Source organism: Acinetobacter sp. CIP 64.7 (assembly GCF_000369745.1).
GTDB classification, from domain to species: domain Bacteria; phylum Pseudomonadota; class Gammaproteobacteria; order Pseudomonadales; family Moraxellaceae; genus Acinetobacter; species Acinetobacter fasciculus.
Map to the genome: position 1 here is coordinate 971,357 of NZ_KB850179.1, position 25,929 is coordinate 997,285.

Below are 25,929 nucleotides of genomic sequence, written 5' to 3' on the forward strand. Positions count from 1 at the left end.
AACTCAGGTTAGATAGATTAAGGTGCTGTTGCACTACTTTCAGACGCAGCTTGAGTTGAATCTGCCTTAACATCCTGCTCTGCTTTGAGCTTTTCCGCAGCTTCTCGTGCTTCAATACGCGCAATCATATCTGTCTGCTGCTGCTTGTATTTTTCCTGATTTTTAGCATCACTATTCACTGCAAGAAATGCCATACTAATTAAAAATACCGGAATACAAAGTGCAAGCGTACCGAAGATCAATAGCTTTTTGACACTGCGGGGCTGTGGCTGCTCGGACATAACAAACCTGCTTTAATTTCGTCATTTAATTACACTGCCCAATATAACAAAATAAAGTCATAGCTCAAGCCTTATAGATTAGGCAATAACAAAAGCATCCTTATAGGACGCTTTTTTCTCAGTCGATAGACAGTCACTACCTCAAAGCCAGTAGTATTCCTGCAAAAATAATCAGTCCAATCCAGCGGTTATGCCTAAACGCCCAGAAACACAAATGTGGATTTTTATCTCGAGTTTTAAACCATTGGTAAATAAAATCGAGAGTGACAACAATTAATGCAGCCAAACCAAATGGAATCAGTAAATTTTCTAGCCAAAGTGCTACAGCAATCAAAAGAATACTAATGGCCTGCAAAGCGCTAATGATCTGAATATCATATCGACCAAATAAGATCGCGGTTGATTTCACCCCAATCTTTAAATCGTATTCACGATCTGCAATTGCATATTGGGTATCATAGGCTACGGTCCAGGCCAGATTACCAAAATATAGAAGCCAGCAGGTTAAATCCGGCGTTTGTCCAACTGCGGTATAAGCCATCGGAATCGACCAGGAAAATGCTGCACCCAAAAAGACTTGAGGTAAATGGGTATAGCGCTTCATAAAAGGATAAATAAACGCTAAAAATAAAGCCCCAAATGACCAGTAAAAAGTTTCGATTGGCAGAAAAAATAGCAAGCAGGCACTGGCAGCCACCAAAACCAGAAATACCATTACGGCCTCTTTGGCACTGATAATCCCGGTCGCTAATGGGCGGTTTTTAGTACGCTCCACATGTGCATCGACTTTACGGTCAGCAAAATCATTAATGGCACAGCCTGCCGCCCGCATAAAAATCACACCCAAAATCATGGGAATTAAAATTTCAATACGTGGCATGCCCTGAGCTGCAATCCACAGCGCCCACATGGTAGGCCAAAAAACCAGTTCAGTCCCAATCGGTTTATCAAAACGACAAAGATAATAATAGGCGCTAAGACGCTCACGCCAGGTGATTGCTTGTGCGGTTGCCATAAAAATCAAGCCCGTGAATTTTGTATAAAGTGTTCAAATGCCGGTAAAAATGTTTCTTGTACGATAAATTTACAGCCGTGCCAAGTATAGCAGCTCTGACGGGTCCAGCCCTCATCTAAAAGTACCACCCGGCGCTGGCACAGTGGATTAGTGCGCTGAAACAGAAACCAGCCAATCGGTTTGGTGCCAATATGCTGAAAAATTCGGGCTTTTTTTTGCAGGCTTAAAATCGGAAAGATGCTTTTGGCTTTCACCCAAGGAGACTGTTCCGAGCCGTAGAGATAACTTTCACGCACCCAGGAAGTATGCTGATGTGACATCTGCATCCATTTGGCATTGGCAAAGCTTAAACGCTGAAAATGCTCTTGAATTGGCTCGACATGGAATTGTCCTTGCGCCAAATCGGTCAGTTGTTGCGTGAGTGAACCCGATGCATACAGCCACGGTTTTAACTCAACAGGCAGAGTTGACAGCAGCACACGCTGATTTTGATTTCTAGAACGACTATTCATTGTTAACAGTTATCTGTTTTTGCAATGATTTCATATTTGCCTTGTGGGGTTTTAATTAAAATAAAACCTTCAGCACTCAAATAAAATGATTCTGGATAAGCATAATCCAGCGCTATTTCAGGATTTTTCAGCGCCACAAATTGAGCCTGCTTATAACCCTCGGGAGTCCGCCCCACTTCAAGATAAGTCACTTCAGAGAAGTTCAACTTAAAACCTTTGTTATGATCTTTTGGATCAATCCATGGATAAAAGCTGGTGTGCTTTTTACGTTGTGCCATTTAAGCCCATCAATCATTTAAAATTATAAATAGATGATACAAAAAAACCCGCGACATGCGCGGGTTTTCTTCGCTTTAATTCGTGATGAATTACAAGCTGTAGTACATATCAAATTCAACTGGGTGAGTAGTCGTGTTTAGACGACGAACTTCTTCAGTTTTAAGCTCGATATAAGCATCAAGCATTTCTTTCGTGAACACGCCACCTTTTAACAGGTAATCATGATCCGCTTGAAGTGCTTCAAGCGCCATATCCAGGCTATGCGCCACTGTAGGGATTTTTGCTTCTTCTTCCGGTGGAAGATCGTACAAGTTCTTGTCAGCAGCTTCACCTGGGTGGATCTTGTTTTGAATACCGTCAAGACCAGCCATCAACAATGCCGCGAAACCTAGGTACGGGTTCATCATTGGATCTGGAAAACGCGCTTCAATACGCTTGCCTTTCGGGCTAGACACGTAAGGAATACGGATAGATGCAGAACGGTTACGCGCTGAGTAAGCAAGCATAATCGGTGCTTCGAAATGTGGAACCAAACGCTTATACGAGTTTGTAGAAGGGTTAGTGATCGCATTCAAAGAACGGGCATGTTTAATTACACCACCGATGAAGTACAACGCCATTTCTGAAAGGCCTGCATATTCATCACCAGCAAACAGGTTTTTGCCGTCTTTAGAGATCGACATATGCACGTGCATACCAGAACCGTTATCGCCAACCATTGGTTTAGGCATAAAGGTTGCTGTTTTTGCATATTGATGCGCAACGTTCCAAACCGCATATTTGAACTGTTGAACTTCGTCTGCTTTACGCACCATAGTGTTGAAGCTCACACCAATTTCTAACTGGCAAGAAGCAACTTCGTGGTGATGTACTTCTACACGACCTGGACCCATGATGTCTTCGATACGCGCACACATGTCTGCACGCATGTCATGTGAAGAATCTACAGGAGGAACTGGGAAGTAACCGCCTTTTACGCGTGGACGGTGACCAGAGTTACCGCCTTCGTAGTCTTTGTTAGTTGACCAAGCAGCTTCTTCAGCGATCAATGTATGGCGCGCGCCAGACATGTCGATTTCCCATTTTACTTCGTCAAATACGAAGAATTCTGGTTCTGGACCAAAGAATGCAGTATCACCGATACCGGTAGATTTCAAATATTCTTCTGCACGGCGCGCAATCGAACGTGGGTCACGATCATAACCTTGACCAGTTGATGGCTCGATGACGTCACAAGTTACAACAACTGTTGGCTCTGCAAAGAACGGGTCGATAAAACCTGTTGCCGCATCCGGACGTAAAATCATGTCCGATGCTTCGATGCCTTTCCAACCTGCAATTGAAGAACCGTCAAACATTTTGCCGTCTTCAAATGTATCTTCATCAATACTGTCTGCTGGGTAAGTGACGTGTTGCTCTTTACCCTTGGTATCAGTAAAGCGAAAATCGACCCATTTTGCGCCACTTTCTTGTATGAGTTGAAGGACCTTGTTCGCCATGCTCATTTTGCTCCGATGTTTTTGTTGCACCCGTGAAGTGCGTGTTAGCAGTTGATAGTTATTAAGCAATTACCGTACCAACTTTTAAAAGTATAGATAAAATCTTGAAATCTTTATAAGAAATCATGAAGTGACAAAAATACTTTGCGGCTATTATACTAGCTGCAAAACTAAATGCACTATATTCAAGCATTCTTCATTTATTTTATTTCAGCTTTATTTTTTAGCGCACCTAAATAGTGCATGTATCTATAAAAATGTATAAGAAACATAGCTTTTTATAGCAAATATGCTGCTTTTTCTTACTTTTGTTATATTTTTACTTGTTTTTGGATAAAAATTGAGCTTTTTTTAGTAGATATCAGTAAAGAAAATTTTGCGATTCATTTGGGATTGTATGCCTATTATGAGGCATTTTCTTTAAATCTACTTTCAATAGAAAAGTTTATATAAAGCTTAATTATTCAAGTGATGTTTTTTTCATCAAGCATTTTACCTCTCTTTGACCTTAATTTTTTCATTTTTAAGTTTTACTCTAAAAAATAGCCTTTTAAATCTTTCTATGAGTAAGCCTATTACTTTAAATCATTATAAAATTTTATTTAATTTTCTACAGGTTTTTAAAGCCAATAAATTGAGCGAAATTGTTGCGCCGAATGGGGCTATTTTTTGCTATGATGAAGCGTGCTTTATTTTCACACAATGAAATCAATGATTTAGTTGTGTCAGGCAAGTGCTTGCAACACGTATAAATAAAGTACGATCTGGACAACATTAGCACATTTAAGTGCATTAATTTCAATAGGTTAAGCTCATGCTTTTAATGGTCGAGAATTATCATAATAATTAAATACTGTAAAATGCCATTAAATTAAAATCCCTATGTCTTTATTATCAATCGTTTCGGCTTAAATACCATAAAATAGAATTAAATTGTATTAATCGCTTTTGTGAGTAATATAGTGAGTAACAATATTTAATCTCTTGCGTTACTCACATGCTTAACGATACCAAGCTAAAAAAACTAAAACCAATAGAAAAGGCATACCGTATTGCTGATCAGGGTGGACTATGTATTGAGGTTCGCTCTACCGGTACAAAACTGTGGCGTGTGCGTTATCGGTATGCAGGAAAAGCCTCAATGATCAGTCTGGGTGAATACCCTATTGTAAGCTTGGCCGAGGCGCGTCAAAAGCAAGATGAAATCAAATCACTGCTTGCAAACAATATCGATCCAGCTGTGCATCGTCAGCAAGAAAAAGCCGCTATGCTCTGTGATGAAAATAGTTTTGAGGCGATTGCAAAAGAATATGCTGCGGATCGACTGAAGGACAAATCTCAAACCTATGTTGATGCTTTTCATCGGGCGATGGAAAAGGATATCTATAAAGTTATTGGCCACAAAAATATTAAAGATGTGACCTCTGCTGACGTTCTGAAGATTATGCAAAATACAGTAAAGCGTGTTAAGAGTCAGGATAATCGCGGCACTGGTGAAGTTACTGCAATTGAAAATAGGAAGAAAATTGGCTCTGTGATGAGATATGCCATTGCGACATTAAGAGCTGAGAATGATCCAACTTATGCGGTGCGTGAAGTCATTGCACGGCCTGATGTTGAACATGCAAGACCATTAAGTTTGGCTGAACGAAAGGTGTTTAGAGCGCGGATCGATAGTTATGGTGGTGCTGAGTCAACGGTCAATTCTATTTTATTTTTGTTCTATACCATGCTTCGCACAATTGAGGTGCGTCGACTGCAGTGGTCATTTATTGACTTCGAAGAAAGAACTATTACTTTTGAAAAACAAACCCGGGAGCAGCTTAAAAAAGGCATGCGACTAACTAAGAAGAATAGGACGCATGTAGTGCCAATGTCTGAACAGGTTTATCAACTTTTACTTAAGCAGAAGAAGCTCACTGGCCGCAAGAAGTATGTTTTTGAAGGTGTCTATAAGGGCGGGATGATGCCAGCCACTACAATCAATCGTGCACTGCAATACATCATGCAGAACGTCACGGCACATGATTTCCGCGCTACGGCATCCACCCTATTGAATGAGCTTGGTTATGATGAAAAGTGGATCGAGACTCAACTGGCTCACGCTGATGAGAATAAAACACGTGCATCGTATAACCATGCCAAGTATTTAGCAGATCGTAGAAAAATGATGCAGGACTGGGCTGATATTGTGGATGGATGGAGGGGGTAAATTGAAGTTAAGGTTTTTATATCAAAATTCCGACTAAGTTAAAGTCGATACCCTTAACTGTGAGCTTTATATTTATAGAAGAATTTAGAAATTTTTTAATAATGAGGAAATATAATGGAAAAGCCGCACATTTACTGCGATAGAAAAATTATTAAGTGTTCTGTTTGTGGAGCATGGGATGACTATAGTTTTAACGATACTCAGCACTTTTATCTTATTGCTGCTGCCGAAGGTAAGCAAACTCGTGGACTCTATTCTATAGAGAGTATTAGGTGTAAAGAGTGCAATAAAGTGGCTAGAAATAATCAAGACCCTTATTTTTATTATTGAGGAATTATTTATTAAAGTAAAAAACAAAGCCCTCATTTGAGGGCATTTATCTATTTTATTAGAATATTGTTCTCTAGTGAGTTATTCAGTCTTATTTAAGAACTTTCACAATAGCAGCATGACGCGCTTTGCAGTCGCTATATTTAGCTACTGTATCAATAGACCAGACCAAAACAACCTTACCCTGCCCTGATTCCAGTTTTTGCAAATCAGGGCAAGACTCAAGGAGGTTTACTGGCACCACTGGTGATAAGTGAGTTGAGTTGCTGCAGGCCATCATCATCAAAGCAATGGTTGAGATACACAGGACGATCAATGATCTTTTGCACTTCACGCGTAACTGTTTCGACTTGCACGTGCTGCTCTGATTTTGCTGCTTCATAATCCGCACTCATCTGGTTAATTTGATTTTGTTTATGGGTTAGAGCTTTGAGATGGTTTTGCTCTATTTTCTGAATTTTTATCGTGCACTGCTCACCAGCCTTGCGCAGCTTTCCGCTTAAGTGATTGGTGTAAGCAACTTGCCCTAGCCATAAAAAGAAAAAGACCGCAATTGCGATCCAGTGTTTATATTTCCATAATAGATTTAGAGTCATTTTAAAAATAACTCCATTTCAATTTTCCTGCGATTCACCAGACCTTGCAGGCGTTTGCCACGAGCATTTACCCATAAGCCAAATTGATCAGCTGCCGCCTTATAATTTTTCTCATTCAGCCTTTTGACCAAAGTGGATTCTTCAAATGCGGTAGGTCCAATGTTATAGGCCAATGAAACCAAGGCATCAAACTGATTCTGATTGATCGGAACATTGACTGCGCTATTGACGGTTTGCTCGAATTTTTTCAAGTCATGTTGCATGTAGCTTTTGGCTTGTTCCAGTGTGCAGGTATCCCCTTTTTTGACACGAATAGCATTTAGGTATTTTGTGGTGCCATAACCAATGGTCCATACCCCCACGCCATCATCGTAGGCATTGAGCCGTAGGCTTTCAAAATTACGGATCAGATCAATACCACTTGGGCTGATGCTCATTTCATCCGTAGCGATACCCAGCATACTGGTGACATCATCGTAAGCAGTTGCAATCAGTTTGTCAGCAGCATCAACCTGTTTCTGGGTGAGTTTGCCGCCGCTAATCTTTCGCAAGAAATCAAAAATATGTTTCATGGGTTGTCACCATCTTTATCCGTATTAAAAAATTTAGGACGTGCACCACCCTTACCCCAAATATAGAGTTGTCGGGTAAATAGTGCGAATAAAATACTTACTGTAGTGTAAAAAAGGGTTCCGGCCGGACTTGGCGAATACTCATCTTTAACAAAAAGTGCTGCCCCAAAAAGGATCGACAACACCAATAGAAAATCGATGTGTTTTGGGAGTTGAATTTTTGGATGAAATGCCATGATTGCAAATGAAACTATAAATAATACCAACGCTGTTTTACTTATGATTAGCAGCATCTTCATTCTCCTTTTTGACTAAACCAAGAACTCTTGATCGAGCCAAACTCAGCAATGCTTCAGCTGTACTCTTACCAGCAGCGCCCAGAATGAAACCAAATAGCTCTGGATAGTTACCACTAGCAAGAAATAAACTTGCCGGTTTAGCAAAGACCACACATAAAATGAAGCCAGCAAAGAATCCTATCCAGCGATCCCGAGTCGGCTCCTTGCTTAATAGAAAGCCAAAAGTCGCACCCAGCACACCCGTAAAAAGGATGTGTGAATGGTTCTTTATGCTTTCCAATACTTGACTAAGAAAGTCCATATACATCCCCTTTAGCCATACATCCCCCTAAATTATTGACATTAAAAAAGCACCCGAAGGTGCTGTTATTTTGTTGATCGTTAAACTTCTACTTGTGAATGCTGCCCTGTTGGTGCTGGCCGCAGGATCACTTGATTGGAAACAAATACTCTGGCACCCAGGTTATAAGCTGTGCCTGATGTACAAAGGACTGGACCAGATCCTCCATCGATCTGTACCCGATACTCTGGATGCCTCACTGATGTAATGGTGCCGATGTATTCGGCATGTATTGGATTAAGCAACTTCCGCAGTTCAAATAAGGGATTATTCACGGCTGATACGCTCCACTGTAATGGTTTCATTGACCTTTTCATGCGAAAAGCTACCTGATACCGAATCAATCACACCCCACCACTGGCCATTAAACGCAATCGTTTTTCCGGGTAGCATCTCACCAATATCGAAGCTTACCGGGATATCAGCGAAAGTATGTAATTCCTGAATGTTGGCTTTGACCAGTTCATTTTTACCGTAACTGGCACCTGACACGACGTTAAATAGTGGACCAGTGACTGCTTCTAACGGTATATCACCTGAAGTACCGCGTTGCTGTACTTTCAGACTTTCACCACTTCGACTATTCACTACCGTGATGGCATTGAAGTCAGCAATGTATTCATCATTCTGTTTAATGTTCTGCTGCATCACCAGGCTTTCAGATAACAAAATGTCGTAATCATCCACGGTCATCGCGTCCCAGTAGCCTTTCTGATACCGGGGTAAGATGCTTAGTGTATTACCTGCTTTCTGGCTATAGATAAAGCCACCGCCTGATTCAGCGACCTGCTTTATTGCATCGATTGGTGCAAGTTCGACATAGCTCAGGCTCTCCACCGGTATAATCCAGCCCAGTTCATCAATCAACTTCCAGTCCAGGTTGGTACCGCTATTCGCTCGATCCAGTTCAGCCTGAACTAGTTGTACAGAGGTTCGCTCGTTATCCTGGATAAATGAACGTGTTGGTCCATATTTATCCGAGTTTAGAGCTGTGATACTTCTCCCTGGGTAAGTGTAGAGAACACTGGCAAAACGCCGGGTCTCCTCTGGATCTTCAAGCAAAATATGATGCTCAAATCCATTGATCGTAACTTTAAGGATAACAGGCTGACCATTGATTGGTTGTAGCTTGTCTTTTTCCGTATGAGCCACGGTAATGGAATAGGTCCAGCACCATTGCGACCGACTGGTGCTATAGGTGCCATCCATGACTTTGATTTTCTCGCCGGTATCCAATCGCTCGGCTGTTAATGTATTCACGATATACCACCAGTTCCTTTTTGGCAGTGCTGGAATACAGTCATCTGCACCAAAATTTAAAACAACGTTGTGCGAATCAACGTCATGACATAAGCAGATAAAATTTAAATCACCAGTGCCCTCATATTTAGGCGTTTCAGGCTTTGGCCAAGGCTGAACCGGATGCTTGCGATAATGAATCGCTTTGGCTTTATCCCAGGGCAAATCTGACTTGGTGATAATCTCAAGGCTCTTATCCCATTCAAATGAAAAGCGATGCTCAAACACCTGGGCTACTTCATGTGAATAAGTAAAAGTCTTACGCCGACGGATCATTTCCTGCCAGACTGTTTCACGGTTGTGGCGCAGCTTGATCGTTTCATCATGCAGGTAGCGCTGATGGATAAAACGCTTATCGCCTTCCTCCCAAATCACATACGCATCCGAACTTAAACCGGTCGCTTGCTCATGAATGGATCTAATCGCCCGAGTTAATGATCCTGCCTGCTCATGCCAAATATCCACTTGATTAGAAACCACCAAACCCTGGTCATAAAAAAGAGCCTCATTCGAGACCCTTAATACTGGTTTGGCCCATGGTATTTCTGTACTACTTAAGGCTGCAATCGCTTTCTGGTAGCGCATAGCCGATGTGGCTGCAGCAGCCGAACCAGTAGCCAACTGAGTTTTTGCAGTAGCTACTGTTCTTGTTGCTGCTGCATTCGCAATTTGCGCCTGTGTATTAGCTACAACTGCTGTGGTTTCTTGTGCAATCGCTGTAGAGGCAGCTCTGATTCCAGCCGCCTTGTCTAAGAACATCATGCCGATATTAAGGGCCTTATAAGCCACAAAGGCCTGACCAGCAAGCATCAAAGTTGAGACAATTGTATCTAGGTTTTCAGCGACAAATTTAATAGCCTCCGCAACTTTAGCACTTGCTCCGGTTGCAGCATCCGCCTCACCAATATAGACCGTCCATGCTGTTTTTAAGTTTTCAATTGATGCGCCGATGGTTGTTGGGAATTTAGCGAATTCTGCACTAATTACTTCCGATTGGCTTAATAAAGCCTTGGTGACTACATCCGTGGTAAGCTGACCTTCCCCGGCCATCTCACGAAGTTTACCGGTAGTAACTCCTAAACCATCTGCTAAAGCTTGGGTTAAACGTGGCGACTGCTCCATCATGGAGTTGAATTCATCACCACGGAGGACACCCGAACCGAGTGCTTGGTTTAACTGGGTGATAGCGGCTTCATTTGCTGCGGCTGATCCGCCGCCAACTTGAGTTGCTTTGTTAATGGTTTCAGTTAATGCGAGCGCCTGTTCTTGAGGCCATTTCATTTCTTGACCAATCTTGGTCAGTCGAGCATAAAGATCACCGGTTGCGGTTAAGTTGGAGTTGGTATTAATGGCAACATTTTTAACATCATCCATGGCTTTTTGTAGGTTGCCATGCTCACCGATTGCAATAGATAAGCGACCAGATAGGTTTTTATATTCATCAGCAGTCTGTGCAATCTCCATTGCTGTGGTGCCAATACCAAGTGCTGCTAAAGCGCCAGTTAAAGCATTAAAGCCAGTTTTTAAACCCTGTAACTCTCCTGATACACCTTTTGAAGATTGTTCAGTTTGCTGTAGTTCCTGTGAAGTTGCCTCTAATTCTTTATCAAGTTGCTTTACTTGTTGGGCGGTTTCTTGTGACTGAGTACCGAGCTGATCTACTTCTTTGGTTGCACTGTTTGTATCACCTACAACACTGGCTGATCCATTCTTAAGTGCTGCAAATACATCCTTTGCTGCTTTTTCTGACTGATGCATATTGGAGACAAATGCCTTGGTGTCAGCATCCATCACCAGTTTAAAAGTTAAATTCTTACCAGACATACGGGCCTCTAAATTTTAGGCATTAAAAAAGCGCCTTGAGGCGCAGCAGATATAAAAAACCGACCTCTTATTGGGTCGGCTTACTTAAGAACTTCTATTAATTTTGCTATGGCTTGTAGTATGGGTGCTAATTGCCATGTCCCTACACCTACAATCACCAAGAAGCAGACAATGTAGGTCCAGCGCCTTAATGCTTTACTTTCTGATAATTGATTCATTGCTTTATCAACCTTTAAATCTAGGTTAAAATTCATCTATGGTTTGCTTCCTTCTGCCATAAGGTTGTGAACACAAAAAAGCCCGTGACTCGTAATCATGGGCTTTTTGCTTTTTTTGGGTATAAAAAAAGCCCACCGAAGTGAGCTTATGCAATAATTAAAAGAGTCTATTGGCTAGATTGCAGCATTCCGAGATTAAATGCATCTACCGAGTCTATGTTGACTATTATACTTGTTTGGCTTGAAGGAACTTTAACCCCATTCACCCAATACGCAGCATTTTTTAGATGAAGATATTGAAGTTCATCCATTGGCGTTTCTGGAATTTCGCCTTTTTCTTCGACTATCTGTGCATCAATAATATCTACATGATGTTTTAAGATTACATTCTGTTCGAGAGTGAAAAACTCACTTCTTGATATTAATTCACCACTAATCAACTGGCCATTTACACTTAAAGTAATAGGTAGTGTTTGCTTCTTTTCTACAACGATAGAATCATTTGCATTAACAACAAGCACTCTTAATAAACCGTTTTTCATATTTATCCCTATAATTTTTTAAACCTTGCTGCAATTTCTCTTCATGTGATAGAGAAATCTTTTCGCCTTTTGTACTATATAATCAATTTTCAGGTTAGTTCTAATCCTTAACCATAATTACACGCAAGTTGTTATGAAGGGCTTGAGAATCTAAAAGCGATTCTCAAATATGAGAAGCATCAAAAAAGCACCCTAGGGTGCTTTTGCTTCATACGCTGCTCATATTCTGAGTAGGCTTGCACCTAATATATTCTTTTTTGGCCTGCTCAACCTGTTTCTCATAATCAATAAATTTTATTTGAGCTGCTGCCTCTCCCTCTTTCCCTCTCATGAAATCTAAATAGGCCTCAATCTGAGAGTTCATAGCAGCAACATATAAAATCCTAGTTGTTTCCATACATCCAGCATATGATTCGGCTGCAAGCCTTCTTTTGATTTCTTGTAGTTTGGCAACTGGTTGGGCTAGTGCTATCCGACCAGTTGAGGCTGCTACTTTTTCTGCATCCTCCCATTCAGAAAAAATTTCGTTAAAAACCTTTATATGTTGGGGATTGGTAATGGTTACATTATCAACTTTAACTTCAGCGACTTTTTGTGCATCGTCTGGATCTATACCAGCATTTAGCAACTCAGCTTTAGCTTCACTGATTTTTTTATCCCTCTCTGCTTGAGCAGCAACTAGTTTTTCAGCTTCATTCTGTTGGTATTTCCCCCAAGCAAAATATCCAGCACCGAAAACAATAAGTGCTATGACGATCAAAATTACTGGGCTGTTTTTGTATTCCTTGCCGCATGTTTTGCAATGAGTATCAGTAGGCCTCATTGGCTTTTTACACGATTTACAAAATTTTATAGCCACTATAATCCCCTAAATTATTATTTCCACATCATAACTTTAGGGTGCTACTTGATCAATCAGAAACCATTTCTTTCTTGAATGATTCAAAGCCCTTTTTGTCAGACTGTGCCACACGACCAGCAACGGCGTTATTGAAGATTCCCTGCTTATACAGCTTGTTTGCTGCTTTGACATAACCTTGGAATGCGCCGTAGGTCATTTCCATGATTTCACTGTGCCGATGGCCCATTGATACCAGAAACTGGAATGAATCAAACCAGGTGGAGTCATCTTTCTTTTTAATGCCACGTTTAGGCTTTTCGTATTTGAAGTAAGCTTGGTTGATCAGAAGTACCGCCTTAAGTAGCTCTTTAAATCCCTGCTCATCAGCAGCAAGTTCTACCAGTGATTCATTGTTCAGATCAGTGACACATGCCATGGTCGAAATGACCTGTACACCATGAGCCTTGAATAGCCCTGTCAAAATCTCATCTGAATGATTCTGGTCTTTGATGAAGTTCTTAATCAACTCAGCATGCATTGCCCAGGTATCAAAGTCTTTCATCTGGATCTGGCGGACTTCAATGTCATTGATTTTGATGCTTCGATTTGTTGCTAGGAAAAAGTCATTCATGATGGAATCTCGAGATAAATTTTATGCATTAAAAAAGCACCCGGAGGTGCTTTTCTTTTAACTTTAATAAAGGCTGAATTCTATAAAGTCCAACTACCACCTTGTCCCATCTCATAAACGATGAAAATTAAGGCTAGTACCATTAGTATGACAACAACGATTTCTGTTTTCGTTAGCATTTTCGGTGCTCCACTTTTCATCATTCATATGATAAGCAAAGCAAACAATTAATAACATAAATATTACAAAAAAATTATTGGATGTTACAAAGATTTAGAAGTTAGGGAAGTTTCTTTAGAGTGTAGCTACCTACTGAAGCATTCAAACATTTCGTTAAGCAACTCAACAAAAAGTTTCAACCGAAAAGCATTCTTACGCAAAACTAGATCCTTCTAACTCTAGCCTTGAATATCTTACATATCCCGACATAGCTGATACATCCGTGATTTAAATCATTCTCTACACTGAATTTAAGCTTTAGAGACGTAGAGGAAATTCAAATGAAAAAGTATTCGAAAATTCTAATATTGGCTTTATTCGGATTCACTGGCACCGCAGCTATTGCATCAGAACCACCAATTGAAGCTACTGCTGCAGCTGAAGCACAACAGGTTGCTTTAGAGCATGCAAGGAAGCAAGCAAACACACCCGAATCATCTGATGAATAAAGTAAAGCCCTCAAATGAGGTAATGCCAGTCAGTTAAGAAATTGACTGGCATTTTCTTGGGTATTTCTGCGGTTTTCCTTTCACAACTCGTGGGCAACTTCTAACCCTTCTCTCAGGCAAAACATACCTCCTCGATTTCTCCAGTAAACTTTCTAGATGTTTAGGTAAATTCCCTGCGGAGTCTAAAGAATCAAATCTTAATATATTCAGGATGCTGATAGAGGCAATATGAAAGCTGATTCTCAAAGGACTGACTTTTGCACGTTGAGCCATATGTTTCATTTGTCTTCTTAGAATATTATAGGCAATGAAGACCCCCCATAATTCTTGATAAATTAAATCAGGTTGCTTGCTCCTCAAATGCTTACCTTCCTGTAAATCACTTTTGATTTCTCGGTAACACATTTCTATTTCCCAGCGCTGGGCATAAAGCTTCGCCAAGCCTATCAGTGGATATGCCTTTGAATCCATTAATGAAGTGATATAACGTCTAATTTTCCCTGCCTGCTCAACTTCAATCAAACGCGCTTCCCAATATTCTCCTAATGATGGATTTAGCTTCCTGGCTCTAGCTGAAAGAGGCATTTTGATTTGAAAGTCATGCGGGGAATTACGTTTAATGATCTCATAGCGTAAATTATCTTTTGCTCTCATTAACCAATGACTGGCTTCTACTCGTGTTTGCCAGTCAATCAAGAAATCAGCAGAGAAATAGGCTCGATCAAACAAGGTAATACTATGCGATGGAGGACATAATCGATTTGCCAGTGTAAGTTCACCCTGATCCATGCTACCTATTTGGGCATCAATGATTTCATGGGTGCTGGTATTTACCAGGCAGGTTGCTCTCACTTGTGGATAAGGGGCTGCAGCGGTTTTACCCTTAGATGAGCCAAAGTGTTCAAAATTCTCGTCTGTATAAGGCATAGACCAAACCACCCCGTCAACAGCACATACACTAAGGCCATGAAAGTTTGAGTATTGCTGTTGGGATTCTTCAAACCAGGCTTGGCTGAGTAGAGAAAACAAGGTATTCAAGGGCTCTCGTCCTAAACGTTGTCGTGCTTGCACTGCTGCACTGGGGACACAATATTCTGTTGTACCAAACACAAGTTTTAGTTGCTCTACGACATACCCGATCGGTTGATCTCGAAATAGGGCAAGCCCAATTACCAGCCATACCACATGTTCGGCAGGTAATTTTCTTCTCCTGATAGAAGCCTTACCTGTTTGATGTAGGCTTTCTTTAATCCAGTTTAAATCAATGAGTTCACTGAAATGGCTGAGTGAAGGCAAAGAATGTTGAAGGGTGCAATCTAAATTTTCAGATAAAGTCATAAAAAAAATGAGCGTATTGGCATACACTCATTTTTACTACATTTTTCTAATGTCTGCTTAACTGACTGGCATTACTCAAATGAGGGCCTTATAATTATTTATTCCAACTTGGTGTGCAGGAGCTTTTCCATGAAAGCTCAAATTGCTTTGGATCCATCTGATTTTCTACAAGCACTATATTCTTTTCAAGCACAATGAAACGCTGGAAATCAATATCTGTGCCCCCTACTTCCTTATAGCTAACTTCCCCACAATCCCCGACTTGATTCCGGAACTTAGCTGAATCAGGATTGGGAATGAATTCTTTAGTGGCTTCTTTTGCAAATTCAAGCTGTTCTTTCTTGATTGTTTCTAGATCAGGTTGCTGACCGTTAGATTCTCTGTGTCCGCAACCCGCTAAAATCATAATAAAAAATAATAGGCCTAAATTTTTCATAATATCCCCTTGCGTTAAGGGCGTCACTTTACATCACTTTTCAAATTTATCTAACGCCTAGGAAGGTAACTTTGTAAAGTTGTGTTTAGCTATTTTGACTCTCATTCAATATTAATTTTAGATAACAAGTTTAAAAATCCCATCTATCAAAAACCTCCCGAAGGAGGTTCTTAGCTTACTAACTTACTGACATACAAGATAAATAATAGTAGAAATAATTATTACGGCTAGGATGGAGACAAATATTTCTATTTTAGTCATAGCAGTTTTATTCTTAACGTGAAGTGAATATCTTTTATATCCCCATCAGATGAAAATTAGAATAACAAAAGATTACATAATCTTTATTTTTTACTATTTATTAAGTTTCATCTTAAATGTTTTAAGACTTATTACTATAAGGCAGGCACAAAAAAAGACGCTAATGCGCCGTGGATTTCTTTGTGCCTGTATGGTTTATGGGTTTATGCAGCTACGCTAAAACGCTCAATATGACCAAATACACTTAGCTCTTCATCATTAGCTTTAGAGATATCTGCCAGTGCTTCACCTTCAATTGAATAAGATCCGAAGTCCTCATGAATTAGATCAAACTCGGTATCTGGCGAAAATTCGACGCGCCATAAAGTTAAGATCACCTTATCGCCTGTAACAGTATCAATGCCTTTAAACAGCAAGCGATATTCATTACCTAGGTTAGTTGCAATTGTAGTACGTGTCTTAGCACCGGCTTTGGCAGAAAACTTAACTGAACCAACAATAGCTTCATTAAAAATGACTGTGCCGTAAACAGCATCCAGTACATATTTATCTGAAGTGATGGCAACATCCGAGCTGTCTTTAAAATCCACTTCACTTAAATTACGATGTCCTAAGTCAATCATGGCGCCAGCTTCTACAGCACCCAGAGTAATATCAGTCAGCTGAGTTTCAGGGATTTCGATTGATTTGCCACTTAGGACCATTGCTAAGTTTTGCTTTGTTACTTCTTCAAGCGTACCAGAGATAGCCACTGCAGTTTGTTTGCGTAGTACCGCATCCTTAGCACGGAGGCCGGTTTTACTTTCATAGTGATCAGTGGATTCACTAGAGATTGCGATCTGCAATTCCGGTGTATTACCAACGGGCAATAAGGCAGATGGCACACTATTAACCATCTTCGCCAAATGAAGCTCGCCTTGAAGCGAGATTAAATCTGATTTAGCCATTACTTTTCATCCCCTGTGGTTTTCTTGGCTGGAGCAGCGGCTTTAGCTTCAGGTACTTCCTGAATCACGCCATCTGCCACTAATTTTTTGATCTGAGCATCACCCAATCCGCCAACGACATCGCCCTTTTTAAAGCGACCGACAGGCTGAGTTGCCTTGTATTGTTTCACCATGACTGGCTCCTAAATGAATTTTTGTGATTCAAAAATAATCGTGATGTATGCAAAGCCCGGACTATAACCATCCCGAACCGATATGAAATCCAGTGCCGTGCGTGATGCTTGAGGCTGCCAACCGGAAAGTAGTTGAATTACTTTCTCGGTCAAAAGCCCCGCTTCATCACTTACAGCACGTCCATCGGTCATTTGAGATTGAGCATTGCGACATGCCACCGTAACCGCCCATTGCTGACCGATCTGATTGATACTTCCACGACCTGCACTGGCTTTCTTGTCGATACGGACAAAATTGACATGCGCAGATGGCGTGACTTGTGACATCTCTGTTACGCTGACTGAGTTTAACGGCGTATAGATCTTTAGAAGTTCTGGAATTTCTTTCAGCTTTTCTGCAATCTCATCACGTACCGCGAAGAAGGTGCTCATCTATAAAACTCCCGACAATATCTAAAACCATGGCTTCATCTTCTGCATTGATCCCTAACTGTGTTCGAGGCGGTAAAATCGACTGCTTAACTTTCCGATATTGACCACCCACTGCAAAAGTAATGTATTGGCCATTCTTAGGTAGGATTGTTGCGCCGTAATGTAGATGGGGTGCAACCAATGATTGGGAGAATGACAAATACAGAAACCGGGAACGGGCATTTAAGGCTAAGCCGCGTGGAATTAGGTTGGTGGTCAGTTCAGTTTTTCCGGCCCCTGGTGGAACATTGATAACTACGTTCGCAATCTCACCAGCTATCACCTGATCAATGATCCAAGAGATATAAACATGGTGCCAGTTCACCGTAAATTTGAAGCCCATTCGGGGCTTAAAGAAACGCCGGGTGAAATATAAATGCTCATCTTCACACAGCTTCTTTTCAACCTGTGTTTGCAGATCCATTTAGTATTCCTCTTGGGCCTTCTTTACAGCAGCTTCAACTTGGTCTTGGGTAGCGTGCACAACTGTTGTTTGTAATGCTTCGCCGTCCTTACCGGTAATTTCTTGTCGGTTAGTGAATTGACCACCTACATCTTTAGCAGCCTGTTCAAGAATCTTGAGTGCTAATTTTGCATTCTTGGTTTTTTCAAGTTGCTTCTGATATTGCTTAAGCCGGTAATACTTACTAGCAATTGGAATATCTATCAAACCTTCATCAAATTTCTTACGAGTCTGGTTGAATAGATCTGCAAGTTTTTTCCCGAGATTGCGACCTGCATATTTAGTCGGGTCATAGTTTTCACACTGACGGCGATCAATTTCAATATTGAACTCTTGCTTGACCAACTCCGCAACTTCTTGAGGGGTATCACGGCATGCAAGAGCTTGAACGATAAATATTTTTACAGGCTCTTTAAGTGCTGCCATAAATCCCCCTTTTGTCATGCTACGTCATGCAAAGTAGGCAAAAAAAATCCCCTTTAATCGGGGAGCTTTTTTAAATCATTTCAAAATGCCTCAATGCTTCTTCAACCTTACCCTTATGTTCTTCAGGACAAGGATGAACACGGTTATCTGGATCATACCTATTAGGTGCTTGCCTTTTAGTTAAACCATGCTGATTTTTAATATCTGCTATCCAGCAACTTTTAAAAGTACGCCCATGTTTTTCAGTAAGGAATTCTTGAATTTGTTTATATGTAGCCATACGTGCCCTCCTTTAGATCAAATCTACAAAAAAATGAAATAAAGTAAAGCTAAAATCTGATCCCATTTTAATTAATCACACAGTTCCCACAACATGCTGCAATATTCGTTTCAGATACAAACGGCGCATTCTTGGCAATTTCCAAAAGCCGTTTTACAGACTCATCTGCGCCCCATCGTTTGGTCTCACCAAAGAAAACTTCAACGTCATGGCCAGCCAGGTAATGCTTAGGTAAACCAGTCATATCGCTATAAATGATTTCACCATCTTCATCACGCTCTACACCGATGTGATACAGCTCATGCTCAATCAAACGGCAGAACTCACGATCTGAGGCTTGCTCACAGAAAGCAGCATCCACAGTAATCAGGTATTGAGGCACAAAGCCGAACCAGTCCCGCATCTGCTGTTCCTGGCGTGCTTTCTTCCAGCCGCCCACGTTAAACATCACCTTTTCACATTGACCCAGTACCATACGCTTTTTCGCTACGGCGGCAGATGAAGCCCATGCGAATGCAAGGAACTCTTCATTGTTATGCAGTAATTCAGCAATATGATCATGATCCGGGTTATGTAGTTCACCACCGAGAGTAAGCCAGTTATTCACGACCCATTCTTTAAGCTCTGGTGCTGGTGCCAAACGAATAGCCTCCTCTTCCTCAGCCTGATCAATCAGCTCCGTCGGCGGGAATGGTCTGAACTGTTCCATAAGATGCCTTTAAATTTCTCAGCCATGCCGTTGCACGGCCCATGTTGATATCATTGACTTCAAAACGCTGATAGCGGTAACCCATTTCTTCAGCATGGTCATAGCGATCCATACTCCAAGCTTTTGTGGCCAACTTACCTTTTCGACCACCAGACCAAGGCCCACCAGCAATTTCAATTAATGTGAGATAGCCAACCAGGTGCAAATCGAAACGCCAGTGCTTAGTACTTTTAAAATGAAAATATTCTTCGTATTTGATTTCCATCCGATCCAAGATTTCTTTTAATCGATCGAATGCTTCTAAGTATTTTTCACCAGCTTTGGGTAGGGGTCTGACACGCGATTTCTTTTTTGGCGGGATTTTTTGGGTGAAAAGTTTATAAGCCTTTTCATCCATACAAAGTGAACCGTAAATTATTAATGCGTTCTTTCAGCTTAATTATAATTTCATCGATTACCATCATTTGATGACGCGTCAATCCAGATCTGCTGAGATTCTGATACTTAGACAGCTCAGTACTGCAAAATTCTAAGTCTTGTTTAGCTTGTACTTTGTCTGTCATAGGTACCACCAATAAGAAAAGAAAAACCCCGACAAATTAATGACGGGGTTTGAGTCGTAATACGTTCGACAAAAGGAAAATAGCAATATATTTCAATAAAAAACCCGTTTAACTCTCTCCAATTAAACGGGCTTGACTTGCGTCACAACGTCTTTCTTCTTTTGCAGAGCAACTATATTGCTTAAATATTACAGCTTTATGAAACAGCTCTTTGCTTGAGTGGTTGTTATTCAACTTCTTTCAAACAATCCCGACACACTTTGATTTCTTCATCATCAATCGTGTAATCGATCTCAGTCGCACCGTGTAGGCCGAATAAACACATCAGTAATCTAAGCATGATTTTACTCCTGGACAATCAAGCAATCATGTCGCAAGAAATGTCAGTTATTTTCACTTATAAAACATAAATTTATGATATTTATTTCCAAAATAATGTCAGTAATTTTGTCGAACTAAGCAAGATTCCTTCCTGGTTAATCAAGCAATGATCAAGCATTTTAACTTGGTGTGATTACACTAATATTTCTCAGGGCATTAAATAAGCCCTTTTCGCAGGGCCAAACGCTACTCATTAATCCATCATCTCGAAATGGGCTATCAATCTGACTTCTTAACTTTCGTCCTGTATGGGTCGGGTTGTCATCCCAGATCTAGTATTTCTCTTAGGCCCACTCAGTACGTGACGAAATCGCACTGGATTCAAACCAATTTATACGGCTGGTTTCAGCATCCCACCGTTTGTGCTTTTAGCTGAACAAATGAATGTACAGCGTCACAAATCCGAATTGCCTAATGGCTGACGTTATTTCATAAGATCACCAATGAGTCAGGTTTATGGAATTTCAGGCATTAAAAAAGCCCGATCAAATTAATGAGCAGGCTTATATTTTTGATTTTGTATTATTCCACTTCTTTCAAACAATCCCGACACACTTTCTGGTCATCACAATTAATTTCAGTCACACCATGCAGGCCAAATAAGCAGAATATAAATTGGAGCATACTTTTCTCTATAAATTAAAAAAGCCTGATCAAATTCATGAACAGGCTTACCTCTTTTAAATTTACTTTATTTAATTTGTGTAATCATCTCTATGCTTACCACACTTGCAACATTCTACCTGAATAAAAATATCCGACTCATAAGTGTAGTGATGAAAGCATAATAGCTGCTTTAAGAGTTGCCGCATATTTTTCTCCCAAATGTTGGAGACCCCACTGAAAAGTGGAGTGATCATAGATGGTAAATAACAAGTTAGTACTTGCTCATCGCCTGCATAACAATTAGCTGTGAAGAACTTCTAATTCAAAACCGTTATCAATCATTTCATTAATACTGGGTATCAGTGCCTCCACCCACTCTCCCTTGCTCCAAACCTTTAAAATTCCATTCTCTTCCTTATAGTAAGCATGATCGAAAAGTGAGATATGATGAATAACCTGTGTTCCGTTTGGTATACGTGTCATACAAACCTCCAGACTTTTTGTTGTAATTTTAATCTATCAGAATATTATGTTTTTTAATTATAGATGCTTGTATCAATTCACTATTAAATGTGACCTATCAAACAATACAGCAACACATGACATAAGAAAAATAGGCAAAAAAAACCTCCTTTGGGAAAAGGAGGCTGAAATTGGAAAGAAACTACAGCGATAGAATCTAGGCCACGATTCTATCTAAATTTATTTTTTAATCAACAGTAAAAATCATTTTATTTAGGCAATAAAAAGCCCACTTACTCGTCAAAATAAGCGGGCCCGTGCTGCAGTCATTTTCTTCGTATTACGTCTTCTTCTTATCGCAAAAACAATATAGCACTAAGGCTTTGATCAGAAAGTATAGAGAATATTAAGAAACTGTTTTCAAATGTTGAACTTAAGTTAATTTTCTTTTCAGGTAATAAATTCTAAGCATTAAAAAAGCCCACCATTTGGAGAGCTTTCCTTGATGCTTAAACCTATTCTTTTGAACACTTCACTTCAAACTGGTATTCGTCTTGGGTAACCTTAATTTTAATATTTTTATATTTTCGTTTGTTTGGATCCATTGCCGAGCCAGCCACTTCCTCAAAAAAGCTACGATCATTCATTAGCTCGCCATACACTTTATAGCCTAATAAAATCTTTTCAGGCTTTTTGCCTTCAGCCACTAATTTACCGAGAGTATCTTCTAGTTTTTTAACAGTTAAAATCGCCATTTCAATTAGAGCTCAAAAACAAAAAGGCATTATCACTTAATTTTATGAATAAATAATGTCAAAAAAGCCCACCTTTCGATGAGCTTTAATGACTTGGTCTCGGTTGAACCGTAATACGACCAGTATAGAAAAAGAATACCTTACATCCATATAGGATGTCAAACACTCAATTTTCTTAAATTTTTCCGGTACTGGCCTGCATAATGCTCTACCTCATCGTTCAACTCTTTGAGCAAAAGTTCAACTGCATTACCTAGCCATGCATAGCGTTTTGAATAAGTATTTGGTTCAATATAATCAATTCCTGAAAATACTAAGCGGCCTTTCAATGTATGGTATTCACGCAACTTTGGACGCAATGAATAAAACAGTTCCATGCGTGCAATGTGTTTGCAGAATTGCGGCATATCAAAACTTTCACGCTGCTTATCCATTTCCTCTTGCACCATACGCCATAAGTAATCTGAGATGTATTTTGTGACCACGGAATAATTATCCGTATTGTCTCGATAATCACCCCATACCAAAATTGACGCATAAGCCTTGGTTTCATCATTTGGCATTAAAGCAATTGCGCCACAACGATCTTCCCAATTGACAGGGATTTCATTTGTTGGTGGTGTATCTGCTTCATAATTTGCTGTTTTGGCTCTTAACTGCTGCCCCAACCATTCAATATTTGTCATCTTTTCAGCTACCGTCGCATTCATCCCAAATCCCCTACCATCTTCTCAATTTGCTGGATCGCGTGACCTGACTTCACTTGATCTGTACTAAACCTTAATACTTGAAAACCCATCATGGTTGCGGCGTTATATTTTTCCATGTCCCCGATATACCCCTTGCCTCTGGTATGTCTTCCTCCACTCCAGATCGCACCTTCAACTTCTACCAGTATCTTTTTTCCTACCAGGTGGAAATCAGCTCTCCATTTCCGCTTTGGGTGAAACTCAAATTCCTGCTCAAACTCAATTTTTAAAGTCTTTAATTCTCTGGCCAGCTTTGCTTCAAACTCATTCGGTATCTTTTCACTTTTAACCTTAGGGCGCTTGGAACGCCCTTTCGCTCTGGTGGCTTTCACCATTTTCTTGTATTCAGCGATTGAGTAGCTGGTCATTCACCCCAAACCCTCAATACAACGGCGCCAATAGCCATGAAAATAAACATCAGCGCTTTGTTTAGATCCTTCATACGGCAATTTCACCCTTTACATTCATAATGTCTTTGGCATATGCAGTTGCACGGTAATGACTCTCTGATACACGCTCCAAATAACCACCTTTGACATGCTCCTGAAGCAGGCTGTAAATAGTGGTTCTATGGAAATCAAAAACAGCTTCTTGCACGTCCTTCACTGAAAATGGCGTAGTGGCATAACAAGCAAAAAGCATCAAACTTATCTGATCTTCAAAGCTAACTTTCCTATGGATTTTTGACTGATCATCAGAATCAATTTGCTTAATCTCGCCACCATTTTTCAAAAATTCTTCAATTGTTGTATTCACACCCCACCCCCTACACGCTGATCTGTCCAATTGCATTCAACTACGGTTAATCCACCCTGTTGAAAACGAGACCAAAGACGATCACCCAAGTCTTTCTGCAGCTCAGCTAATGTCAGATTAGAAATCAGCATGGTCGGCTTCATCCGGTCATAGCGTGCACATAAAACTTTGTGAACTAGCTCACGGCGTTTATCACGGTCATGCAATCCATATTCATCCAGGATCAACAGGTCATACTGGCTGAAATCATAAATCACAGATTTTTCTGTAGCGTCCGGCTGCTCCCATGCGTTCATGATTCGCTGTGCCAGATCTTCGCTGGTGATGTAGCGTGCATACTTGCCCTTGTTGAGCAATGTTCGAGCTGTTGCGCAGCTGAGATGAGTTTTTCCTGTACCAGTAGGTCCCACCATCACAAAGTTGTTTTTATGGCCATTGATCATGTTCTTGGCAAAGGAAACAACCTGATTCAGTGCGTTCTGGTGTCCAGCGTGTTGAACGTTGTAATTCTTAAAACCTGATGTTGCATGGCGCTCTGGAAGCATTGCCCCAGCAAAGTGTTTTTCACGTACAGTGCGATCAATTTCAGCTTGTGCATTGCGCTTTTGCTCTTCCAGAAATTCTACGGCGCATTGTGGACATTTGTGGTATGGACCGGCTTGAACCATTGCTATTTTGTGCTCTGAGCAGATCGCGTGTGTTTGTTTTAATCCCTGAGTCAGCATCGACATTGCGTTCATACAAAGTCCTCCGGGATATGTACTGGTGAATTCACTGCTGCGTGATGTTGCGATGCTTGGTCTGCCCAAGCTGTATTCACATCCAGATTAGAATTTTGTTTTTCAGAAGACTGATACGTTTTTTGAGTGTATTTACGCTTGATCCACTTCACGAAGTTTGAATACATCTGGGTGTCTGTGATCAAGCCTGCGTTCAAACGTGGTTCGTAATGGGCATTCACTTCAAGTAAAATCTGATTCACCAGTTCTTGGGTCATCGGAGTTTCACCTGATCTCTGTATGCACAGCGCAAAGATGCCTTGATTCAAGCTGCTGAAACTGGGGAGGCTTCATGAGTTATTCCTACTCTTCAATGACCCGCGTGCTGCTTGTGCAGTACAAGGGCCGGGTTAGAACTTATCGCAATATCAATCTATTCGGTATTGACGATTGCCTGCGAAATTTTGTGAATACCTGGGGGTACAAATGATCTTCAGAATTAAAAAGAAGCACCAAGTGGGCTTCAAATTATGGCTTGAAAAGCTGGGTTATACAAAGAAAGAGCTTGCTGACGGTAGTACTACTTTCTCGGGCAAAGGTACACGCAAAGCATTGAGCTATGTGTTTTTAAAAAGTGATTTAACAGGTAATGCAGCATGTTAGGCGCTATTTGGTGAATATGAAGAGCACCTGGATAACCCTGATTATTTAGATGTGAAGGTGGCGTGATGGAAAAGAATAAATTGTGGTGCGTAGGAATCTGCCCTGAAGATGATAGTCCGCATGAGCAGTCACCTGCCGTATCAAAAGAAATTGCTGAACGTGCTTTGGCTCGTTACAGAGCAATGACTAAGGCTGAAGGCAATCAGTTCATGATCGAATCATTTGATGAATACTTTCAGGTTCAAGAGTGGGAAGGCACAGCCGAAGACCACCAAGAACAAATGTTTTACACAGAAGATTGGTTTAAAGAGCCGATGTACCAGTGCTTTGACCTACCAACAGCATGCAAAGTTTTTAAATATGGTGAGATTGTTGAATGCTACAAAAAAGGCTCATCACCACTTACTACATCAAATTTTGAAGAAGCCAAGCGCTTCTATGAGGTGGCGTGATGGATAGTACTGATCAAATAGTTGAGCCAACCCCATTTGATGATGTGCAGTGGCTCTGGTGCGCTGACTGGTGCAAGAAAAAAGGTTTAAGCCCATATGATGCAAAGAACTGGGCAGATGCAAAATTTGAATACTTGAAGGCTCATGAAGCCAAGGAGAGAACCAATGAATATGAGTGAGCCGACTTTATATGACAGGATCAAAAAAGGAGAAATTGACCAGCCAAGCAAAGATGGTCCACGAAGTTACTACCTAAATAGTTATGTGAACGAAGTTGTCACAAGGCATTCAAAAACTGGTAAAGTAGCCGCTTGATTGAGCGGCTTTTTAATGCCTGCAAAATCAGTCACTTTTCTAAAAG

Annotated in this window: 36 protein-coding genes and 1 pseudogene; 5 read left to right on the plus strand and 32 right to left on the minus strand. The window is 40.6% G+C overall.

The features are described 5' to 3' along the window. Positions 1 to 17 precede the first annotated feature (17 nt). The 5 genes from F890_RS11235 to glnA form a co-directional block, all read right to left on the minus strand. Positions 18 to 281 (minus strand): hypothetical protein, encoded by a 264-nt coding sequence (locus tag F890_RS11235; RefSeq protein WP_004279647.1) that lies wholly within the window; start codon positions 279 to 281, stop codon positions 18 to 20. Between the two features lie 136 nt (positions 282 to 417). Continuing rightward, positions 418 to 1,296, minus strand: coding sequence for a 4-hydroxybenzoate octaprenyltransferase (gene ubiA / locus F890_RS11240; protein WP_004279645.1), 879 nt, complete (start codon positions 1,294 to 1,296; stop codon positions 418 to 420). A gap of 5 nt (positions 1,297 to 1,301) precedes the next feature. Continuing rightward, the gene (locus tag F890_RS11245; protein WP_004279643.1) at positions 1,302 to 1,808 is read right to left on the minus strand and encodes a chorismate--pyruvate lyase family protein; all 507 of its coding nucleotides are present in this window, start codon (positions 1,806 to 1,808) and stop codon (positions 1,302 to 1,304) included. A gap of 2 nt (positions 1,809 to 1,810) precedes the next feature. Further along, the gene (locus F890_RS11250; protein WP_004279642.1) at positions 1,811 to 2,086 is read right to left on the minus strand and encodes a hypothetical protein; all 276 of its coding nucleotides are present in this window, start codon (positions 2,084 to 2,086) and stop codon (positions 1,811 to 1,813) included. A gap of 90 nt (positions 2,087 to 2,176) precedes the next feature. Next, entirely contained in the window at positions 2,177 to 3,592 is a 1,416-nt protein-coding gene (gene glnA, locus F890_RS11255) for a type I glutamate--ammonia ligase (RefSeq protein WP_004279641.1), read from the minus strand. Between the two features lie 991 nt (positions 3,593 to 4,583). Here glnA and F890_RS11260 point away from each other — a divergent pair. Further along, positions 4,584 to 5,798 carry a tyrosine-type recombinase/integrase gene (locus F890_RS11260; protein ID WP_004279640.1) on the plus strand — a complete coding sequence of 405 codons (1,215 nt, stop codon included), beginning with the start codon at positions 4,584 to 4,586 and terminating at the stop codon, positions 5,796 to 5,798. Positions 5,799 to 6,349: 551 nt separating this feature from the next. Here F890_RS11260 and F890_RS11270 read toward each other — a convergent pair. The 10 genes from F890_RS11270 to F890_RS11305 all read right to left on the minus strand — a co-directional run bounded on the left by F890_RS11270 (position 6,350) and on the right by F890_RS11305 (position 13,290). Then, positions 6,350 to 6,724 carry a hypothetical protein gene (locus F890_RS11270; RefSeq protein ID WP_004279637.1) on the minus strand — a complete coding sequence of 125 codons (375 nt, stop codon included), beginning with the start codon at positions 6,722 to 6,724 and terminating at the stop codon, positions 6,350 to 6,352. Then, complete coding sequence (locus F890_RS11275) at positions 6,721 to 7,296, minus strand: lysozyme (RefSeq protein WP_004279635.1); 576 nt, start codon at positions 7,294 to 7,296, stop codon at positions 6,721 to 6,723. The genes F890_RS11270 and F890_RS11275 overlap by 4 nt, the downstream gene beginning before the upstream one ends. Further along, the gene (locus F890_RS11280) at positions 7,293 to 7,589 is read right to left on the minus strand and encodes a hypothetical protein (RefSeq protein ID WP_004279633.1); all 297 of its coding nucleotides are present in this window, start codon (positions 7,587 to 7,589) and stop codon (positions 7,293 to 7,295) included. The genes F890_RS11275 and F890_RS11280 overlap by 4 nt, the downstream gene beginning before the upstream one ends. Next, positions 7,570 to 7,896: a hypothetical protein gene (locus F890_RS11285; protein ID WP_004646469.1), complete on the minus strand. Its 327-nt coding sequence runs from the start codon at positions 7,894 to 7,896 to the stop codon at positions 7,570 to 7,572. Before F890_RS11285 ends, F890_RS11280 begins: the two co-directional genes overlap by 20 nt. Before the next feature lie 80 nt (positions 7,897 to 7,976). Further along, positions 7,977 to 8,210: a hypothetical protein gene (locus tag F890_RS19105; RefSeq protein ID WP_005266965.1), complete on the minus strand. Its 234-nt coding sequence runs from the start codon at positions 8,208 to 8,210 to the stop codon at positions 7,977 to 7,979. Next, complete coding sequence (locus tag F890_RS11290; protein WP_004279630.1) at positions 8,203 to 11,058, minus strand: tape measure protein; 2,856 nt, start codon at positions 11,056 to 11,058, stop codon at positions 8,203 to 8,205. Before F890_RS11290 ends, F890_RS19105 begins: the two co-directional genes overlap by 8 nt. Before the next feature lie 80 nt (positions 11,059 to 11,138). Continuing rightward, entirely contained in the window at positions 11,139 to 11,312 is a 174-nt protein-coding gene (locus tag F890_RS18810; protein ID WP_004279628.1) for a hypothetical protein, read from the minus strand. Positions 11,313 to 11,443: 131 nt separating this feature from the next. Beyond that, complete coding sequence (locus tag F890_RS11295; protein WP_004279626.1) at positions 11,444 to 11,818, minus strand: hypothetical protein; 375 nt, start codon at positions 11,816 to 11,818, stop codon at positions 11,444 to 11,446. A gap of 208 nt (positions 11,819 to 12,026) precedes the next feature. Next, positions 12,027 to 12,677, minus strand: coding sequence for a hypothetical protein (locus F890_RS11300; RefSeq protein ID WP_004279625.1), 651 nt, complete (start codon positions 12,675 to 12,677; stop codon positions 12,027 to 12,029). A gap of 52 nt (positions 12,678 to 12,729) precedes the next feature. Further along, the gene (locus F890_RS11305) at positions 12,730 to 13,290 is read right to left on the minus strand and encodes a hypothetical protein (RefSeq protein ID WP_004279623.1); all 561 of its coding nucleotides are present in this window, start codon (positions 13,288 to 13,290) and stop codon (positions 12,730 to 12,732) included. A gap of 500 nt (positions 13,291 to 13,790) precedes the next feature. On the opposite strand from F890_RS11305, the gene F890_RS18815 reads away from it, so the two are divergent. Next, a complete protein-coding gene (locus F890_RS18815) occupies positions 13,791 to 13,958 on the plus strand; it encodes a hypothetical protein (RefSeq protein WP_004279621.1) in 168 nt (55 codons plus the stop codon). A gap of 33 nt (positions 13,959 to 13,991) precedes the next feature. Here F890_RS18815 and F890_RS11310 read toward each other — a convergent pair whose 3' ends face one another. The 17 genes from F890_RS11310 to F890_RS11385 all read right to left on the minus strand — a co-directional run bounded on the left by F890_RS11310 (position 13,992) and on the right by F890_RS11385 (position 24,731). Continuing rightward, positions 13,992 to 15,296, minus strand: a complete 1,305-nt coding sequence (locus F890_RS11310; protein WP_005104965.1) for an IS4 family transposase — start codon at positions 15,294 to 15,296, stop codon at positions 13,992 to 13,994. Positions 15,297 to 15,390: 94 nt separating this feature from the next. Continuing rightward, the gene (locus F890_RS11315) at positions 15,391 to 15,732 is read right to left on the minus strand and encodes a hypothetical protein (RefSeq protein WP_004730163.1); all 342 of its coding nucleotides are present in this window, start codon (positions 15,730 to 15,732) and stop codon (positions 15,391 to 15,393) included. Positions 15,733 to 16,196: 464 nt separating this feature from the next. Further along, positions 16,197 to 16,940 carry a phage tail tube protein gene (locus F890_RS11320; RefSeq protein WP_004279617.1) on the minus strand — a complete coding sequence of 248 codons (744 nt, stop codon included), beginning with the start codon at positions 16,938 to 16,940 and terminating at the stop codon, positions 16,197 to 16,199. After that, a complete protein-coding gene (locus F890_RS18820) occupies positions 16,940 to 17,113 on the minus strand; it encodes a hypothetical protein (protein ID WP_004279614.1) in 174 nt (57 codons plus the stop codon). The genes F890_RS11320 and F890_RS18820 overlap by 1 nt, the downstream gene beginning before the upstream one ends. A 9-nt stretch (positions 17,114 to 17,122) precedes the next feature. Further along, positions 17,123 to 17,545 carry a phage tail terminator protein gene (locus tag F890_RS11325; protein WP_004279612.1) on the minus strand — a complete coding sequence of 141 codons (423 nt, stop codon included), beginning with the start codon at positions 17,543 to 17,545 and terminating at the stop codon, positions 17,123 to 17,125. Further along, positions 17,520 to 18,008, minus strand: coding sequence for a phage virion morphogenesis protein (locus tag F890_RS19110; RefSeq protein WP_004279611.1), 489 nt, complete (start codon positions 18,006 to 18,008; stop codon positions 17,520 to 17,522). Before F890_RS19110 ends, F890_RS11325 begins: the two co-directional genes overlap by 26 nt. Next, complete coding sequence (locus F890_RS11335) at positions 18,009 to 18,473, minus strand: DUF2280 domain-containing protein (protein ID WP_004279610.1); 465 nt, start codon at positions 18,471 to 18,473, stop codon at positions 18,009 to 18,011. 70 nt (positions 18,474 to 18,543) lie between these two features. Then, entirely contained in the window at positions 18,544 to 18,753 is a 210-nt protein-coding gene (locus tag F890_RS11340) for a hypothetical protein (protein WP_004279609.1), read from the minus strand. A gap of 67 nt (positions 18,754 to 18,820) precedes the next feature. Next, positions 18,821 to 19,462 (minus strand): putative metallopeptidase, encoded by a 642-nt coding sequence (locus tag F890_RS11345; RefSeq protein ID WP_004279608.1) that lies wholly within the window; start codon positions 19,460 to 19,462, stop codon positions 18,821 to 18,823. Further along, positions 19,422 to 19,859, minus strand: a complete 438-nt coding sequence (locus F890_RS11350) for a hypothetical protein (RefSeq protein WP_004279606.1) — start codon at positions 19,857 to 19,859, stop codon at positions 19,422 to 19,424. The genes F890_RS11345 and F890_RS11350 overlap by 41 nt, the downstream gene beginning before the upstream one ends. 1,453 nt (positions 19,860 to 21,312) lie before the next feature. Further along, complete coding sequence (locus tag F890_RS11355; RefSeq protein ID WP_004730170.1) at positions 21,313 to 21,495, minus strand: hypothetical protein; 183 nt, start codon at positions 21,493 to 21,495, stop codon at positions 21,313 to 21,315. A gap of 494 nt (positions 21,496 to 21,989) precedes the next feature. Beyond that, positions 21,990 to 22,229 (minus strand): hypothetical protein, encoded by a 240-nt coding sequence (locus F890_RS11360; protein ID WP_004279605.1) that lies wholly within the window; start codon positions 22,227 to 22,229, stop codon positions 21,990 to 21,992. Positions 22,230 to 22,387: 158 nt separating this feature from the next. Beyond that, entirely contained in the window at positions 22,388 to 22,939 is a 552-nt protein-coding gene (locus F890_RS11365) for a hypothetical protein (RefSeq protein WP_004279603.1), read from the minus strand. Further along, entirely contained in the window at positions 22,936 to 23,346 is a 411-nt protein-coding gene (locus tag F890_RS11370) for a DUF559 domain-containing protein (RefSeq protein ID WP_004279602.1), read from the minus strand. Before F890_RS11370 ends, F890_RS11365 begins: the two co-directional genes overlap by 4 nt. A gap of 70 nt (positions 23,347 to 23,416) precedes the next feature. Next, on the minus strand, positions 23,417 to 23,734 hold the full coding sequence (locus tag F890_RS11375; RefSeq protein ID WP_004730172.1) for a hypothetical protein: 318 nt from the start codon (positions 23,732 to 23,734) through the stop codon (positions 23,417 to 23,419). Next, positions 23,731 to 24,474: an ATP-binding protein gene (locus tag F890_RS11380; RefSeq protein ID WP_005266971.1), complete on the minus strand. Its 744-nt coding sequence runs from the start codon at positions 24,472 to 24,474 to the stop codon at positions 23,731 to 23,733. Before F890_RS11380 ends, F890_RS11375 begins: the two co-directional genes overlap by 4 nt. After that, positions 24,471 to 24,731 (minus strand): hypothetical protein, encoded by a 261-nt coding sequence (locus F890_RS11385; protein ID WP_004279596.1) that lies wholly within the window; start codon positions 24,729 to 24,731, stop codon positions 24,471 to 24,473. Before F890_RS11385 ends, F890_RS11380 begins: the two co-directional genes overlap by 4 nt. A 208-nt stretch (positions 24,732 to 24,939) precedes the next feature. Here F890_RS11385 and F890_RS18825 point away from each other — a divergent pair. The 3 genes and pseudogenes from F890_RS18825 to F890_RS11395 all read left to right on the plus strand — a co-directional run bounded on the left by F890_RS18825 (position 24,940) and on the right by F890_RS11395 (position 25,747). Continuing rightward, a pseudogene (locus F890_RS18825) lies at positions 24,940 to 25,182 on the plus strand (hypothetical protein). Then, positions 25,182 to 25,568: a hypothetical protein gene (locus F890_RS11390; RefSeq protein ID WP_004279593.1), complete on the plus strand. Its 387-nt coding sequence runs from the start codon at positions 25,182 to 25,184 to the stop codon at positions 25,566 to 25,568. Before F890_RS18825 ends, F890_RS11390 begins: the two are co-directional and overlap by 1 nt. After that, positions 25,568 to 25,747, plus strand: coding sequence for a hypothetical protein (locus tag F890_RS11395; protein ID WP_004279592.1), 180 nt, complete (start codon positions 25,568 to 25,570; stop codon positions 25,745 to 25,747). Before F890_RS11390 ends, F890_RS11395 begins: the two co-directional genes overlap by 1 nt. The last annotated feature ends 182 nt before the right edge of the window (positions 25,748 to 25,929 follow it).